The organism is Komagataeibacter xylinus, assembly GCF_004302915.1.
In the GTDB taxonomy this organism is placed as follows: Bacteria; Pseudomonadota; Alphaproteobacteria; order Acetobacterales; family Acetobacteraceae; genus Komagataeibacter; species Komagataeibacter xylinus_C.
The window spans coordinates 1-16,578 of sequence record NZ_QQBI01000012.1 but is presented as its reverse complement, the minus strand read 5'-3'; the positions used below and the strand labels follow the sequence as shown (position 1 = coordinate 16,578).

General features: G+C 61.0%; 10 protein-coding genes and 3 pseudogenes. 9 read left to right on the top strand and 4 right to left on the bottom strand.

What is annotated here, in order from left to right; translation table 11 throughout:
• Positions 1-54 precede the first annotated feature (54 nt).
• From DV027_RS09045 to DV027_RS09015, 7 genes are all read left to right on the top strand, one after another.
• Positions 55-795 carry a response regulator transcription factor gene (locus DV027_RS09045; RefSeq protein WP_242621816.1) on the top strand — a complete coding sequence of 247 codons (741 nt, stop codon included), beginning with the start codon at positions 55-57 and terminating at the stop codon, positions 793-795.
• Positions 795-2,171 (top strand): ATP-binding protein, encoded by a 1,377-nt coding sequence (locus DV027_RS09040; RefSeq protein ID WP_130731486.1) that lies wholly within the window; start codon positions 795-797, stop codon positions 2,169-2,171. Before DV027_RS09045 ends, DV027_RS09040 begins: the two co-directional genes overlap by 1 nt.
• Positions 2,172-2,203: 32 nt before the next feature.
• Positions 2,204-3,433, top strand: a complete 1,230-nt coding sequence (locus DV027_RS09035; protein WP_242621815.1) for an MdtA/MuxA family multidrug efflux RND transporter periplasmic adaptor subunit — start codon at positions 2,204-2,206, stop codon at positions 3,431-3,433.
• Complete coding sequence (locus DV027_RS09030; protein WP_130731485.1) at positions 3,433-6,603, top strand: efflux RND transporter permease subunit; 3,171 nt, start codon at positions 3,433-3,435, stop codon at positions 6,601-6,603. The genes DV027_RS09035 and DV027_RS09030 overlap by 1 nt, the downstream gene beginning before the upstream one ends.
• A gap of 1 nt (position 6,604) precedes the next feature.
• Positions 6,605-9,907, top strand: coding sequence for an efflux RND transporter permease subunit (locus DV027_RS09025; RefSeq protein WP_130731484.1), 3,303 nt, complete (start codon positions 6,605-6,607; stop codon positions 9,905-9,907).
• Positions 9,908-9,933: 26 nt separating this feature from the next.
• Positions 9,934-11,475 carry an efflux transporter outer membrane subunit gene (locus DV027_RS09020; RefSeq protein ID WP_130731483.1) on the top strand — a complete coding sequence of 514 codons (1,542 nt, stop codon included), beginning with the start codon at positions 9,934-9,936 and terminating at the stop codon, positions 11,473-11,475.
• Between the two features lie 96 nt (positions 11,476-11,571).
• Entirely contained in the window at positions 11,572-13,059 is a 1,488-nt protein-coding gene (locus tag DV027_RS09015) for a prolyl oligopeptidase family serine peptidase (protein WP_207303457.1), read from the top strand.
• Between the two features lie 190 nt (positions 13,060-13,249).
• Here the strand turns inward: DV027_RS09015 and istB are convergent.
• Positions 13,250-14,030: pseudogene (gene istB / locus DV027_RS09010) on the bottom strand (IS21-like element helper ATPase IstB).
• Positions 14,020-14,220 (bottom strand): annotated as a pseudogene (locus DV027_RS09005) (IS21 family transposase); the annotation flags it as partial. The pseudogenes istB and DV027_RS09005, both read right to left, overlap by 11 nt.
• A gap of 149 nt (positions 14,221-14,369) precedes the next feature.
• Between DV027_RS09005 and DV027_RS09000 the strand changes: the two are divergent.
• The gene (locus DV027_RS09000) at positions 14,370-15,248 is read left to right on the top strand and encodes an NmrA/HSCARG family protein (RefSeq protein ID WP_130731482.1); all 879 of its coding nucleotides are present in this window, start codon (positions 14,370-14,372) and stop codon (positions 15,246-15,248) included.
• Between the two features lie 35 nt (positions 15,249-15,283).
• The gene (locus tag DV027_RS08995; RefSeq protein ID WP_207303456.1) at positions 15,284-15,442 is read left to right on the top strand and encodes a hypothetical protein; all 159 of its coding nucleotides are present in this window, start codon (positions 15,284-15,286) and stop codon (positions 15,440-15,442) included.
• Between the two features lie 219 nt (positions 15,443-15,661).
• Here DV027_RS08995 and DV027_RS08990 read toward each other — a convergent pair whose 3' ends face one another.
• On the bottom strand, positions 15,662-16,111 hold the full coding sequence (locus tag DV027_RS08990) for an SDR family oxidoreductase (RefSeq protein ID WP_130731481.1): 450 nt from the start codon (positions 16,109-16,111) through the stop codon (positions 15,662-15,664).
• A 35-nt stretch (positions 16,112-16,146) separates the two neighbouring features.
• Positions 16,147-16,494 (bottom strand): annotated as a pseudogene (locus DV027_RS08985) (nuclear transport factor 2 family protein); the annotation flags it as partial.
• Positions 16,495-16,578 lie beyond the last annotated feature (84 nt).

The following is a 16,578-nucleotide window of genomic DNA, read 5'->3' as shown; positions in this document are numbered from 1 at the left end:
ACGGGGCGGTCAGGCCATGATTTTCCGGACAGGCAGGGAACGGATGGTGCCCCTGTGGGCAAAGGACAGAATTTCGTTCTTGTTGTGGAAGACGACATGGATATCCGCAACCTGCTGACACGTTTCCTGTCACAGCAGGGTTATGAGGTCGCGTCCGCCATGACGGCGGCGGAGGTGCTGGCCATCCTCGCGGGGCGCACGCCTGATATTGTCCTGCTTGATCTCATGCTGCCGCAGGAAAGTGGCCATGCCATCTGCCGCCTGATCCGTAAGCGGAGTGCCATCCCCATTATCATGGTTACGGCGCTTGCCGATGTCCGTGAGCGTATTGCGGGTCTTGACCTGGGCGCGGATGACTACATCAGCAAACCCTTTGATCTGGGTGAACTGGCAGCCCGCATTCGGGCCGTGCTGCGTCGTCCATCCAATCCCCCTGCTTATCCTACATCGGGTTTACAGCCGGGCTGCAGGTTCGGAAACTGGATCTTTATGCCGGAAAAACGCGCACTCTATAGCACCGAGGGCGTGCGCATGACGCTGACCGGCGCTGAAACCGATCTTCTGCTGCTGTTATGGAACCATGCGGGAGAACTCCTGAGCAGGCAGCGGATCATTGAACTGCTCTATAATGCACCGGGAGCGGTTGAAGAACGCACCATCGACCTGCTGGTCAGCCGCCTGCGGCGCAAGCTGGCCCATGGTGGCCGCCAGCTTGAGATGCTGCGGACGGTGCGCGGCGATGGTTATGTGTTCGACCCCGGTCCGGCCGTTCCGCATGAGGGAGCAGCCGACTGATGAAAACCCGGTTTTCCCTGCTGCCCCGCACCGTTTACGGGCAGATGGCCGCAATCGTGATTTCCAGCATGATGGTCACCATTTTTGTTGTTGCCTTCCTTGTGTTCGCGTTGCGTCCGACCGTGCCGCCGCTACCTGAAGGGCCATGGCCAAACGCACTGGCCTTTGAAACCGCGATTGATGCGTTACGTGCAAGTCCGCCCGAAATACGCGAGGCCATTGCGCAGGGTATGTCAACACCGGACGTTTCGTTTCGTACCACCACTCCCTTCGCTTGTACGCATATCCCGACCGAACATTTCTCGATCCTGCTGCGTCGTATCCTTCAGGCACGGGCGGGCAACCAGAACGTCGTCATGATTGCCTCGACCTGCGCTGCGGATTCCAGCGGCATGACGTCCACCCATATCGATATGCCCCGTGAAGGGATTTTCATTACCGCCCATAACGGGATCAATCATCATCTGCCCCAACTCATGCGCGCGACGCTGCCGCTGATCGTATCGTTCCTGTCGATGCTGGTCATCATGGGCACCCTGTCGCTATGGAGCCTGTGGCGCATCAACCGCCCGCTGAAAGTGCTGGCGGACAAGGCCGAAACCTTTGGCTACGACATTACGCCCGAACCCCTGATCGAACAGGGACCGGTGGAACTGCGCCGCGTCGCGCGTGCCTTCAACCGCATGCAGGCCCGCATTGCCGCCGCGGCCGAGGAGCGTACCCGCATGCTCATGGCAATCGGTCATGACCTGCGCACGCCACTGACGCGCCTGTCCATGCGGATTGAAATGGGGGGGGCCGACGCCTCCCCTTCGGCCCTGCACAACGACCTGTGGCTCATGAACCGCATGCTGAACGGGGCGCTGTCCTTCCTGAAGGGCCAGGGTGACATGGAACCGGCCGAACGGGTCGATATCGGCGCGCTGGTGGAAAGTGTCTGCGCGGAATTCGAGGCGATCGGCCGGAACGTGATCTGTCAGGGCGACCTGGGCCTGACCTGTCTGTGCCAGCCCGTGGCCGTGGCCCGCATGGTCAATAACCTGATCGACAATGCCTGCAAATTCGGCAGCGAAGTGCGCGTCGATACACGACGGAGCGGTCATGAAGCCATTATCGAGGTTGCCGATAACGGTCCTGGCATTCCGCCTGAAATGCACGATGTCGTGCTGCTGCCCTTTGCCCGTCTGGACCCTGCCCGCAGCCCGGACGGCGGCCTGGGGCTGGGCCTGTCGATCATCCATGACATCGTACAGCGCCATCGTGGCAGCCTGACCTTCCATTCAAACCAGCCACACGGGTTGCTGGTGCGCATTGCCCTGCCACTTGACCTGCACACGGCGGCGCAGGCGCACGGCAATACGCAGGCAACCCATTGAGGCCCCGCCAGTACAGAGACGGACCGTAGAAAATGCAGCCTGTTCACGATTTTCCTTTTCCTGCAACCATGCCTGGCGGCCTCTCGTGCCATGTGGTGCAGGATGCCGTTTCAGCGCGCAGGAACCAGGCACGGACCAGGCATTGCGGCCTGAGCCGCGCAAGCCTGCTGGCAGCACTGTTCCTGACCGGCCTGCATCCGCTGCATGGCGCGCAGGCGGCCACGAAAACGGTGGATGCGGATATTCCGGTATCCGTGGCAACCATCAGGACGGGCGATATGCCGGTCGTGCTGAGCGAACTGGGTACGGTCATCCCCGTCACCAACGTAACCGTGCAGAACCGCGTGGAAGGCTATCTGACACAGGTGCTCTTTACCGAAGGGCAGGAAGTGCATGAGGGCGACCTGCTGGCGGTGATCGACCCGCGCCCCTACGAGGCGGAACTGAAGCAGTATTCCGGGCAGCTGGCGGCCGATCAGGCCCAGCTTGACGAGGCGCGGATGGATAATGTCCGGTACCAGAAGCTGCTCAAACGCGACAGTATCGATACCCAGACGGCACAGGACCAGCAGTACAAGGTCAAGCAGCTTGAAGGCACGGTGGAAGCCGATCAGGGGCTGGTCGATACCTACAGGCTGGACATTGAATACTGCCACATAACCGCACCGGTCAGCGGCCGTGTCGGCATCCGTGTGGTGGATCGGGGCAATTACGTGACTGCGGCCCAATCCGGCGGCCTTGCGGTCCTGACGCAGATGCAGCCGATCTCGGTCATCTTCACCCTGCCACAGGACAAGCTGGGCATGGTCTGGAAACGGCTGCGTACTGCAAAGACGCTACCGGTCGAGGCATGGGACAGCACGGACACCACAAAACTGACCGATGGCGCGGTCAGCAGCCTGGACAGCCAGATCGATACATCGACCGGCACGGTCCGGCTGCGTGCCCTGTTCCCCAACAGGGACGAGGACCTGTTCCCCAACCAGTTCGTCAATGCCCACCTGCTGGTTGATACCGAACATGACGTGCTGCTTGCCCCCACCAGCGCCATCCAGTCCGGTCCCAATGGTTCATTTGTGTATGTGGTGCAGCCTGACAGCACCGTGGCCGTGCGTCTGGTCAAAACCGGTGTCAGCCAGGGGGATACGGTCGTTGTCACATCCGGCCTGAAGGCGGATGAGCAGGTGGTAACATCGGGCATCGACCGCCTGCACGCAGGGACAAAAGTCACCATCCCCGCCATCACGACGCAGGGGGGATAATGAATCTCTCGCGTCTTTTCATACAGCGGCCCGTCGCCACCACGCTGCTCATGTTCGCGTTGATGCTGGCGGGTCTGATCGGTTATCGGTTCCTGCCGATTTCCGCCCTGCCGGAAGTGGATTATCCCACCATCGTGGTCCGCACCTTCTACCCCGGCGCCAGCGCGGATGTGATGATGACCTCCGTCACCGCGCCGCTGGAAGGGCAGATGGGCGAAATGGCGGGGCTGGACCAGATGACATCCCAGTCCTCGGCCGGGGCGTCGGTCATCACGCTGCGCTTCGGGCTGACCACGTCGCTGGATGTAGCCGAGCAGGAGGTGCAGGAAGCCATCAACGCCGCCAATTCCCTGCTGCCAACCGCCCTGCCCGCGCCGCCCATCTATTCCAAGGTCAATCCGGCTGATACGCCCATCATGATCCTGGGGGTCACGTCCACCACCCTGTCCCTGCCTGAAGTGCAGGATTACGTGACGACACGCCTGCAGCAGAAAATCAGCGAGATTTCGGGCGTGGGTGAAGTTTCCCTGTCCGGTGGTAACAAGAAGGCTTACCGCGTCCGTGTGAATGTGCCCAAGGCCACCGCGCTGGGGATCGATCTGGATACGCTGCGTACCACGATCGGCAACGTGAACGTCAATTCCCCCACCGGCAGCTTCAATGGCAAGAAGCTGAACCGCACCATCCATATCGACAGCCAGATTTCCAGCACTGACCAGCTGCTCAATCAGGTCGTGGGCTGGTCCGACACCAGTCAGGGGCCTGTCCGGCTGCGTGACATCGCAACGGTGGTGGAAGGGGCGGAAGATACCCAGCTTGCCGGATGGTCGAACCAGACCCCGGCCATCATCCTGAACATCCGCCGCCAGCCTTCGGCCAACATCATCAACACCGTCAATGCCATCAAGGCCACGCTGCCATCACTGCAGCAGGACATGCCCGGTGGCGTCACCATCACGCCGCTGACTGACCGGACCACCACCATCCGGGCCTCGGTGGCGGATGTGGAATTCGAACTGGGTCTGGCGCTGGCGCTGGTTGTGGGCGTGATCTTCGTGTTCCTGCATGACCCGTCGGCCACCGTCATCCCGGCGCTGTCCGTGCCGCTGTCCATTATCGGCACGCTGGCGGTGATGGATATGATGGGGTTCTCGCTCGACAACCTCTCGCTCATGTCGCTCACCATCTCCACCGGCTTCGTGGTGGATGATGCGATTGTCATGATCGAGAACATCGCCCGTTATATCGAAATGGGCCGCGACCGGATGACCGCGGCGCTGGAGGGCGCGGGCGAGATTGGCTTTACCATCGTCTCGCTCACCATCTCGCTCATCGCCGTGCTGATCCCGCTCCTGTTCATGGGCGATGTGATCGGGCGGCTGTTCTATGAATTCGCGGTGACGCTGGCGGTGACCATCATCCTGTCCGCCGTGGTCTCGCTTACGCTGGTGCCGATGATGTGTGCGCGCCTGCTCAAGGACAAGGCGCATGCCACCACCAAGCCGCGCTGGGCGCAAGCGACCGACCGGCTGATTGTCCGGGTTATCGATGCCTATGACCGGGGGCTGACGCGCGTGCTGCGCCACCAGCGCGCAACTCTTGCCGTGTTCGTGGCAACGCTGGCGCTGACCGGACTGCTGGTCGTGGTCATTCCCAAGGGGCTGTTTCCCGAGCAGGATACCGGCGTCATCCAGGGCGTATCGGTCATGGATGCCTCCATTTCGTTCGACGCAATGCGTGACCTTCAGCAGCAACTGGGAGCAGCGATTGCGAAGGATGCGGATGTTGTCAGCCTGTCCTCCTATATTGGGGTGGATGGGGACAACACCACGCTTAACCGCGGGCGTTTTGAAATCAACCTGACGCCGCATGACAGGCGCAGCCTTTCGGCGGCGAAGGTGGCCCAGCGCATCCAGCGCGAGACAGCCGCCATAGCCGGAACCCAGCTTTACCTGCAGCCGGTGCAGGACCTGACATTGAACACCAACGTATCGGCCACCCAGTACCAGTTTCTGGTGGCGGATTCCGACAGCAGCCGCCTGTCCACATGGGTGCCGCGCCTGATCGATGCCCTACGCAGGGAACCGGCCCTGGCCGATGTCACATCCGACCTGCAGGCGCAGGGGCTGGCCGCGACCGTGACACTGGACCGGGCTACGGGGGCGCGTTTTTCCATCACGCCGGAAACGGTGGACAACCTGCTCTATGATTCCTTTGGCCAGCGCCAGATTTCCACCATCTATACCCAGTCCAACCAGTATCGCGTGATTCTGGAAGCCGACCCCACGCTGCAGACCACGCCCGAGGCACTGGACAGGTTGTACCTGGCCGCCAGCGGCAGCGGGGCCACAAGTACGTCCGGCCCGACCCGTGATCCCTCCTCCGGCCTGGTGCCGATGAGCATGGTCACCCGCATGACGGCATCCACCGCGCCGCTGCTGATTACCCATGTGGCGCAGTTTCCTGCATCGACCATTTCATTCAACGTCGCACCTGGGTATTCGCTCGGTGCTGCGACGGATGCCATCACGCGGGTGGAGCAGTCGCTGCATCTGCCCGCCACCATGCAGACATCCTTTCAGGGCACGGCCGCCGTGTTTGCGGGCAGCATGAGCAACGAGGCCTGGCTGATACTGGCGGCCCTTGTTGCGGTCTATATCGTGCTGGGGGTCCTGTATGAGAGCTTCATCCACCCGCTGACCATCCTGTCCACCCTGCCCTCGGCCGCCATTGGCGCGCTGCTGGTGCTGTGGGTATCGGGGTCCGGGCTGGATGTGATGGGGGTGATCGGGATCGTCCTGCTGATCGGCATCGTGAAGAAAAACGCCATCATGATGATCGATTTCGCGCTGGAGGCCGAACGGCTGGAAGGCATGGATTCCGTGCAGTCCATAACCCGTGCCGCCCGACTGCGCTTCCGTCCGATCCTGATGACCACGCTGGCCGCCATGCTGGGCGCCATTCCCATGGTGATCGGTAGTGGCACGGGATCGGAACTGCGCCGCCCGCTGGGTTACGCCATTGTGGGTGGTCTGGCCGTAAGCCAGTTGCTGACCCTGTTCACCACGCCGGTCATCTACCTGTTCATGGAGCGGGTGCGCCTGCGCTTTGCTGCCTTCCGCGCCCGCCATACGTCCGCGCCACCCACGCCGTCAGGGGAGGCACGCTGAGATGTCGATCGTCGCCCTGTGCATAAAGCGTCCGATCGGCACCACGCTTATCGTGATCGGCATGATGATTGCCGGCGCCATCGGCTACTGGCTGCTGCCTGTATCCGATCTGCCCAATGTTGACCTGCCGGTCATTCAGGTGCAGGCGCAGCAGGCCGGTGGCACGCCCGAGCAGATTGCCAGCACGATTGCCGAACCGCTGGAGCGGCATCTGGGCACCATTGCCGGGCTGAGCGAGATGACATCGCAATCCGTCACCGGACAGGTCAGCATCGCCCTGCAGTTCGATACCTCCCGCGACATCAACAGCGCCGCGCGTGACGTGCAGGCGGCCATCGTGGCTGCCCGTGCGGACCTGCCCGCCACCCTGCGGCAGAACCCGACCTATGTCGAAGCCAATACCGCCGGCATGCCGGTCATGGTCCTTGCCCTCACATCGGACACCAGAACGCCAGCGCAGGTCTATGACGTGGCAACCAATGTGCTTGAACAGCATCTGTCCCAGATCAGTGGCGTGGGGCAGCTTCTGCTGGGGGGGGCGGCGCTGCCTGCCGTGCGGGTGGAACTCAATCCTCTCGCCCTGTTCAAATACGGCATCGGATTCGAGGATATCCGTGCTGCCCTGTCCTCCGCCAATGCCAATACACCCAAGGGGTTCCTCAATCGTGGCAGGCAGCGCCTGATTTTGCAGACCAACGATCAGGTTCATGGCGCAAAGGACCTCAAGGGTCTGATCGTGGCCTATCGCAGCATGCGTCCTGTACGGCTGGAGGACGTGGCACAGGTGACTGACGGGGTGGAAAATGTTGAAAATGGTGGCTTTTTTAACCGCAAGCCTGCCGTTCTGGCCATTGTCTTCCCGCGTGCGGGGGCCAACGTGGTCCAGACCATCAACCAGATCAAGGCGCAGTTCCCGACCCTGAAGGCCGCCCTGCCTGCCGATGTGGAGCTGCATGTCGGCATGGACCGCTCCGCCACCATCCAGGCCGCCCTGACCGATACCAAGAGCACGCTGGTCCTGTCGGTGCTGCTGGTGGTGGGCGTGGTGCTGGTGTTCCTGCGTTCGCCGCGCACGACCATCGTGCCGGCCCTGGTCATTCCCGCATCGCTGGTCACGACGTTTGGCGTGATGAAGCTCATGAGCTATTCGCTCGACAGTCTCTCGCTCATGGCGCTGACCATTGCGACGGGCTTCGTGGTGGATGACGCCATTGTGGTGATCGAAAACATCAGCCGCCATATGGAACAGGGGGCGAGCCGCGCCGATGCGGTGCTGCAGGGCGCGCAGGAAGTAGCCTTTACCGTGCTGTCGGTTTCCATCTCGCTGGTGGCGGTGTTCCTGCCCATTCTCATGCTGGGGGGGCTGATGGGCAGCCTGTTGCATGAATTCGCCGTGACTATTTCGGTGACGGTACTCGTCTCCATGGTGCTCTCGCTCACGCTTACACCCATGATGTGCGCGCGGATCCTGCCATCGGGGGAAGCGCGGGCTGACAGAAAGCCCAATTTCTGGTCCCGCCTTTCCGTGCGGATGGAACGCGGCTTTGCTTATGTGGAAAATGCCTATGGCCGCTCACTGGCCACGGCACTGCGCCATCGCAGGCTGGTGCTGCTTTCGCTGCCTGTAACCATCGGGATGATGGGCGTGCTGTTCGTGTTCATGCCCAAGGGCCTGTTCCCGACCGAGGACACCGGCATGATGATGGCGCATCTCGTAGCCGATCAGGCCACCTCCTTTGATGAGATGCTGGCGAAGGTCGATCAGGTGGAAAAGAACATTCTGGAGAACGGTCAGGTCTCCGGCGTGACCGGCTTTGTTGGTGGCCGCAATTCCAGCAACCAGGCCAATATCTTCATTGACCTGATCGACAAGGCAAAGCGCAGGACCACCATCAGCCAGACACTGGCCGACCTGACCCACCGCACGCATGATCTGGTGGGCGGGCAGTTCATTGCCATGCTGCCCAGCCTCCTGCCCTCAGGCGGGCGGCAGGCCAACGGGGCCTATCAGTACACATTGCAAAGCGATGACGCGGCGACGCTGTACCACTGGATTCCCCGCCTGCAGGCGGCACTGCAGAAGCATGCTGAACTGCGCGATGTCTCATCGGACGTGCAGCAGGGCGGGCTTTCCACCAATGTCATGATCAACCGTGACGTATCGGGGCGGACGAACCTGACCCCGCAACTGATCTCCAACACGATCTATGACGCCTTTGGCCAGCGCGCGGCCTCGGTCATCTACAATCCGCTGAACCAGTACCGCGTCGTGATGAACGTCCTGCCGAAATACTGGGACAATGCCGACATCCTGCAGCAGGTATGGGTCAGCACATCAGGGGGCACCGCCAGCGGCAGCACGCAGAGCAATACGATCAAGGTGACGTCCGCCTCCACCACGTCCACCACCTCATCCTCGCTCAGCAGCCAGTCCTTTGCCAACCAGATCCAGAACAGCCTTGCGGGCGGCAGCGGGGCCTCCAGCGGGTCGGCCGTGTCGTCTACGGCAGAGACGATGGTGCCGCTTTCGGTCGTGTCCAGCATGCAGTCCGCCACCATGCCGCTCAGTGTGAACCATCAGGGGCAGTCGCTGGCGGCCACGCTGTCGTTCAATCTGGCGTCCGGTGCCTCCATGTCCGATGCCACGCGGATCATCAATGAGGAAACCGCCCGGCTGCAGGTGCCGGCAAGCGTGCACGGGCATTTTGCCGGCACCGCCGCCCAGTTCCAGAGTTCGGCGAGCAACGAACCGCTGCTGATCGTGGCGGCACTGGGTGCTGTCTATCTGGTGCTGGGCATCCTGTATGAAAGCTATGTCCATCCGCTGACCATTCTCTCCACCCTGCCCTCTGCTGGTGTGGGGGCGTTGCTGGCGCTGTACCTGCTGGGGCAGGAGTTTGACCTGATTGCGCTGATCGGACTGATCCTGCTGATCGGGATCGTGAAGAAGAACGCCATCATGCTGGTGGATTTCGCCATTACCGAGGAACGCAACCACAACCGCCCTGCACAGGACGCCATCCATACCGCCTGCCTGCTGCGCTTCCGCCCGATCATGATGACGACCATTGCCGCCGCCATGGGCGCGCTGCCGCTTGTTGTGGGCAACGGCTACGGAGCCGAACTGCGCCGCCCGCTGGGTATCGCGATCATGGGGGGGCTGCTGTTCAGCCAGATCCTGACGCTTTACACGACACCGGTCGTGTATCTGTATCTCGACCGTCTGGGCCAGTGGGGGCGCCGTCGCCTTCCCGCCTTTTTCCATGCCATTGCGCGCGCCGTGCGCCCTGCCCGCTCCTCATGAGCATGATGACGTATCAGGACAGTTCCATGCCGTATTCTTCTTCCCTTTCCGCCCGTCTGCACACGGCCCTGCGCGGCACGACGGTCCTGCTGGCGGCGCTCACGCTGTCAGGCTGCCTTATGGTTGGCCCGCGCTATAAACATCCCGCGCCCGTCATCTCGGCCCGGTTCAAGGAACTGCAGCCCGCCCCCGGCTGGACCGTCAGCCAGCCAGATATGGCGGCAATACCAAAGGGCAAATGGTGGCTGGTCTATAATGACCCCACCCTGAACGCGCTTGAAGACCAGGTGGCGTTGTCCAACCAGAACCTGAAGGAATACGAAGCCCAGTACCGCAAGGCGCGCGCCCTGGTGAACGCGGCAAAAGCCAGCCTTTACCCAACGCTTTCCGGCGACCTGAGCTTTGCGCGCAATAGTCAGGGCAGTACTGCGACGTCAACCAGCGGCACCACCTACAGCACTGGTTCCACGCGCAATACCTATGCGGCCCAACTCAGTGCCGACTGGGATCTGGATCTGTGGGGCAAGATCCGCCGCCAGATACAGGAACAGGTGACCGCCGCACAGGCCAGTGCCGCCGATATTGCCAATGCCCGCCTGTCGTACCAGTCGCAGCTGGCGCAGGACTATTTTGAAATGCGCTATGAGGAATCCCTCAAGTCGCTGCTGGACCGCTCGGCAGCGCTGTATGCGCATAATCTTGAAATCATCCGCAACCAGCACGAAGGCGGTACACTGAACGCAGGCGACGAACTGCAGGCCGAAACCGAACTGGACCAGACCCGCGCCAGTGCGACCGCAACGGATGTGGCGCGGTCGGAATATGAGCATGCAATTGCGGTGCTGGTGGGCCGCGCGCCCGCCGATCTGACCATTGCGCGCGCCGCCATGCCTGCGGCCATTCCGGCCGTGCCGGTCGGCCTTCCGGCAACGCTGCTGCAACGTCGCCCCGATATTGCCGCGGCCGAGCGCGCGATGGAGGAATATAATGCGGAAATCGGAGCCGCGATTGCCGCCTTCTACCCTGATGTCACCCTGTCCGCTGCCTATGGCTACAGCGGCAATCCGGTCCAGTCGCTGATCCAGGTCGCCAACCGGATATGGTCACTGGGGGCAGCGGGAAGCGAGACCCTGTTCGAAGGCGGCGCACGAACAGCAGCGGTGCAGGAAGCCAATGCCGATTATGACAACGCGGTTGCCACCTATCGCCAGACCGTGCTGACCGCCCTGCAGGATACGGAAGACCAGCTTTCCAGCCTGCGTATTCTTGAACACCAGGCCAGCCAGCAGGATGCCGCCGTGCGTGCGGCAGTCAAGGCGGTTGATGTGGCGATGAATGAATACCGTTTTGGCACCGCCATCTACACCACGGTCATCACCACCCAGCAGACCGCGCTGGGGGATCAGGAAAGTGCCCTGCAGATTCAGGAAAACCGCCTGCTGGCCAGCGTGAAGCTGATTGCCGACCTTGGTGGCGGATGGGACGTGTCGCAACTGCCCAGCAAGAATTCCCTCCAGCGCGATAACCCGCTGGTTCCCTCCTTCCTTGAAAAGCATGCGCGGGAATAAGGAAGGCAATATGCGTGCGCCGTGATTTATCAAGTCATTTTATAATGCTGACGGTATTTTCATAATCATATCAGCCCCTGATCGGAGAACAGACCCATGACCGATGTATCAAGACGCAATTTCGTGGCGAGCGGCGCCATGTTTGCAGGTGTTGCCGCCGCCATGGGCGCCGGTGCCCGGCAGGCCCATGCCGCAGGGGGCGGGCACGGTTTCATGGCGGCATCGTCCGGTGGGCCGGATGGTCAGGATGGCCCTGGTCCCCACAAGCCTGCCAATCCGGGCCTTCAGGGTATCTGCGCCCTGTGCGAGGTCACCGGTGGAGGGGAGAAGGTTTATGGCATCGCAGTGGAATACGATGTCGCGATTGACCCGGCCAGTCTGGCGCCGGATACCTACACGGCGGCTGTTTTTCCTGCCGCCAGCGGGTTCTTTGCCGGCATGCCGCAGGAACCCGACAAGAATGACACGACGGCGAAAGCAAGACCGCGCCCTGTCGCGGCCATTTATACCAATGACGCCCCGGCGCTTCGCCCTGACCGCAAAAATGTTCCCGGTCGGTATGCCATCGCCGAGTTCACTCATGACCCGGACCTCAGCCTGCCCACCACCGATAGCGACCGGGTTACGCTGACACAGGACAAGGGCGTCAGAACCATGGGCGGCGTGGTCTATGCAGCCAGCAAGACCGTATGGAGCAACACGGGGCATCACGGCAACCGGGTCGTGATCCGTGGGGTTGATGCGTGGGAGCAGAATCACTGGTGGTGGGACGATACGCGTTCCACATGGCTGGAATACAGCATATACCTGCCGAAATCCTTTCTGGCCGAAGGCGGCGAAAACCGGGCCTATCCCCTCGTTCTGGCCGTTACACATTCCGGCACCAGCCCGGATGGCACCTGCGCCCAGACGCTGACCGAACAGTGTATTGCCAGTATCTGGAGCCTGCCCGAAGAACAGGACCGGCATGAATGCGTGGTCATTACCCCGCGCTACGAGCGCACGACCATGAACGATTACTGGGAACATACATCAGACGTGGAGAACACCTACCGGCTGGTTGAATCCCTGCTTGGCAACACATGGAATTATGGCAACCCCAACCGGGCAGACCGACGTGACAAGGTCCTGAAAATCGACCCGAAACGGGTTTACTGCACCGGCTGGTCCATGGGGGCCATGACATCGCTGTGGCTGATGGCCAGACATCCGGAAATCTTTGCCGCCGGGCTGATCATCGCGGGCCAGCAGCGGCCAGCCGATGTCGTGCCCCTTGCCAGACAGAAGATCCTGATCATTACCGGTTCGGAAGATGACAAGGCGACGCCATGGAACGAGAAATGCATGCCGGTATGGGAAAAGGCCGGTGGCACCGTGGTGCGCCCGAAAGAACAGCTTGATCCTGCCCTTATCTTTCCTGTTGATCATCAGCAGAAGCTGACGGATCAGGTCAACGGCTACCTTGCAAAAGACGCCAATGTCACGTTCCTGACATTTGACGGAGTTGACCACATGGGCTCGGCACGCAAGTTCTTCTACATCAGGGCCGCACGCGACTGGATGTTCAGGCAGTCAAAGGCATGAGTGCGGCCTCTTGCGGGCCAATGGCGGTATAATTCGCCACCGGGCCCCGGCCGCATCTGGACCGTATCGTATCAGTCCTGCCCCGTAATATCCTGCAGGACATCAAAATGTTGATTTTCAGTGAGAACTGACCCGGGTTTTTCATCAGGAATTGACCCAGCCAGATGCTATTTCAGGCATAGTCGGGCGGTCAGGAAGGGGGTCTGTCCTTTCTGTTTTTTGACGCGGCGGTGCTGGCGCGGAACCTGTAGCTGTCATTTCCTGTCTCGAGGATATGACAGTGATGAGTCAGCCGATCGAGAAGCGCCGTTGTCATCTTCGGGTCACCAAAGACGTCTCCCCATTCACTGAAGCTCAGATTGGTTGTGATGATGACACTGGTGCGCTCGTAGAGGCGGCTGAGCAGATGGAACAGCAGGGCGCCGCCAGACGCACTGAAAGGGAGATAACCGAGTTCATCAAGGATCACGAGATCCAGGCGGAGCAGCCTGTCGGCAATCTGCCCGGCCCGGTTGGCGGTCTTTTCCTGTTCGAGCGCATTGACCAGGTCGACCGTTGACCAGAAGCGCGCCTTCTTGCGGTGATGGGTAATCGCCTGGATGGCCAGCGCGGTCGCTAGGTGGGTTTTTCCCGGTTCCCGGGCCACCGATCAGCACGACATTCTCAGCACGCTCGATGAAGTCCCCGCTATGGAACTGGCGGATCATGGGCTCGTTGACCTGCGTATTGGCAAAGGAGAACCCGGACAGGTCTTTATAGGCGGGGAACCGGGCGGTCTTTGTCTGGTAGGCGATGGAGCGCACTTCGCGTTCGGCCAGTTCCGCCTTCAGAAGCTGCGAGAGGATGGGGATGGCCGCCTCGAAGGCGGGTGCGCCCTGCTCTATGAGATCAGCCGTGGCCTGGGACATGCCATACATCCGCAATCCACGGAGCATGACGACAAGTGAAGCAGCGGCAGGATCATGACGCATGGCGGCTGTCCCTTCGCAGGATGTCATATCGCCCTGTATCGGCGCACGGTTCGTGTTCGAGCACCAGGGCCTGTGGGGCATCAAGCCGGGGAACCACGGTTCTCTTGGCATCGATCAGGCGATGAAGCGTATTGAGAACATGGGTCTTGGTCGCCACGCCGTCTTCAAGTGCCAGTTCAACCGCGCATGGGCAGCGACCAGATTGAAGTTGGAGAGGGCTTCGAGGTTCATCGCGCTGTTCCGATATTGAGACACGTCGTCTCAAAAATGCCGTCTCATATTCTCGATTGGAATGGATATCTTTCTCTTCGAGACGCAATATTTTCAGGAGTGTTCACAATGACTATTCTGGTGACTGGCAGCACGGGGACCATCGGGTCCCAGGTCCTGGCCCATCTACAGGGGCGGAATCTCGAGGTCCGCGCCCTGACCCGCTCGCCCGAGAAAGCTCAGCTTCCCTCCGGCGTGACACCGGTCCGCGGCGATCTCGCCGATGTCGACTCGGTCCGGGCCGCGCTCGAAGGCGTCAGCACATTGTTCCTGTTGGCCCCGAACGTCGCCGATGAACTGACCCAGGCCATGCTGGCCCTGACGGTCGCGCGCGAGGCCGGCGTCAAGGGCATCGTCTATCTGTCGGTGTTCATGGGCGAGGCCTACGCCGACGTGCCGCATTTCGCCGGCAAGCACACGGTCGAGCGGATGATCGAGGCGCTCGACCTGCCTGCGACTATCCTGCGCCCGGCCTATTTCATCCAGAATGACCTGCGCCAGAAGGATCCGCTGCTGAAATTCGGTGCGTACGGCGCGCCGATCGGCGCCAGGGGCGTTTCGATGGTCGATATCCGCGACATTGGCGAGGCCGCCGCGATCGAACTGGTTCGCCGGGAGCAGGCCGTGGCACCGCTCGGCCGCGAGACCTATGCGCTGGTCGGTCCGGATGGCCTGACCGGCGAAGGCATCGCCGCCATCTGGAGCGCTGCGCTCGGCCGCTCCATCCGCTACGGCGGCGATGATCTCGGTGTGATGGAACAACGCATGAAGACCATGCTGCCGGCCTGGCACGCCCTCGATCTGCGCCTGATGTTCACCCGCTACCAGACCGATGGGGCGGTCGCGACGGCAGGCGACATCGCGCACCTGACGAAGTTGCTCGGTCACGCCCCGCGCTCTTATGCCGCGTTCGTAAAGGACGCCACCACCCAGTGGGCGAACGGCTGAACGCCGACCCCACGCACCGGTCAGGGAGATGGTTCATGACGATCATCCAGCCTCTTCTGCCCCAGGACGTTACCGCTGTCGCCGCGATGCGACAGGCCACCTTGGCCCACAAAGGCGAGAAAACCGGCCCCGAGGCACAGCCGATGTTCGACGTCCTGCTGGCCGCCACGCCCCCGCTGCGGATGTGCGGATAGAACCCGGGACGCTCGGCGGTATTGCGGGTTTCTAGCTCCGACTACCAACCTGTTTAGTCCTGGCATTTGATGGGGTGATATTTTTACGTGAGTGGAAGGAGGCATTATGGGACAGAGACGTCATGGCAGCGCCACAACCATCGCTCGTTCACAGCCCGTTCCGCAAGGCAGACATAGCCATGACGAGCAAAAATAGGACCGGAAATGAAAATGATCTGATCAGGCAGGAAGGATTACGCTTTTCCCACCATCTGCCATTGCGATCGACCCGACCATGAAGCTGGCCTCGTCGGATGCGAGAAAGGCAATCACCCTGGCGATCTCCTCTGGCTGAGCAGCCCGTCCGATAGGAGCGTGTTTGCCATAGTCCGCAAGGGCTGATGGGCCGTCTGCATGAATATGATTGAGAATATTGGTTACGGTATCTCCCGCGCCCACTGCATTCACACGGATCCCATGACCAATGGCTTCCACTGCGAGTGTCCGGGTGAACTGGGCAAGGGCACCCTTCGATGCGGCATACGCTGCGATCGATGGAAATGTCTGAAAGCATGCGTAGGATCCGACATTAACGATAGCTCCACTACCGTTCGGGATCATCGCACGCATTAACGATCCGAGATGAATGTCCGGCCCCAGTTCAGATTGGCCGGGAAAGCGGAAGGGCATCTATCTGAGTGTTTACCTTCATAACCGTGTGTGCGTCAGGACGCCGCGATACGCTGTAGCTGGATCGGGTTCATGTAATCCCGGATCAACGTCACCTTGCCGTTACGTCGTGTGATGAACCATACATAGGTAATCTCGCAGGGGACCCCGTCAGAAATCCGGTTATGGTGGCCTACCGCTTCCACGATTAGTTCTTCGCCGATTTCACGTACGCGCACATCGCTCAGTGAACCGAAGCGAATGAATGACGGCAGACGCCGCATGTATGCGGCAATATTCTCCCGTCCCGTCAGGCTGGTCGGCATGCCTTCAGGCGCAAATGGAAACTCATGGACGGCATCCGTGGCATAAATCGACATCCAGCCATCGATATCGCCCTTCCTGAGCGCTTCGACGCGGAAATCTCACAGAAGGGTTGTACATCGGGTTAGATTATGAAAAAGTCTGTTTTGCACAAAAGAAATTTT

Coding starts and splice junctions, on each gene's coding strand:
- DV027_RS08990 (WP_130731481.1), bottom strand. CDS start 16,111: ATGCCCTTCCGCTTTCCCGGCCAATCTGAACTGGGGCCGGACATTCAT.
- DV027_RS08995 (WP_207303456.1), top strand. CDS start 15,284: ATGACGATCATCCAGCCTCTTCTGCCCCAGGACGTTACCGCTGTCGCC.
- DV027_RS09020 (WP_130731483.1), top strand. CDS start 9,934: ATGCCGTATTCTTCTTCCCTTTCCGCCCGTCTGCACACGGCCCTGCGC.
- DV027_RS09000 (WP_130731482.1), top strand. CDS start 14,370: ATGACTATTCTGGTGACTGGCAGCACGGGGACCATCGGGTCCCAGGTC.
- DV027_RS09030 (WP_130731485.1), top strand. CDS start 3,433: ATGAATCTCTCGCGTCTTTTCATACAGCGGCCCGTCGCCACCACGCTG.
- DV027_RS09025 (WP_130731484.1), top strand. CDS start 6,605: ATGTCGATCGTCGCCCTGTGCATAAAGCGTCCGATCGGCACCACGCTT.
- DV027_RS09015 (WP_207303457.1), top strand. CDS start 11,572: ATGACCGATGTATCAAGACGCAATTTCGTGGCGAGCGGCGCCATGTTT.
- DV027_RS09035 (WP_242621815.1), top strand. CDS start 2,204: ATGCAGCCTGTTCACGATTTTCCTTTTCCTGCAACCATGCCTGGCGGC.
- DV027_RS09040 (WP_130731486.1), top strand. CDS start 795: ATGAAAACCCGGTTTTCCCTGCTGCCCCGCACCGTTTACGGGCAGATG.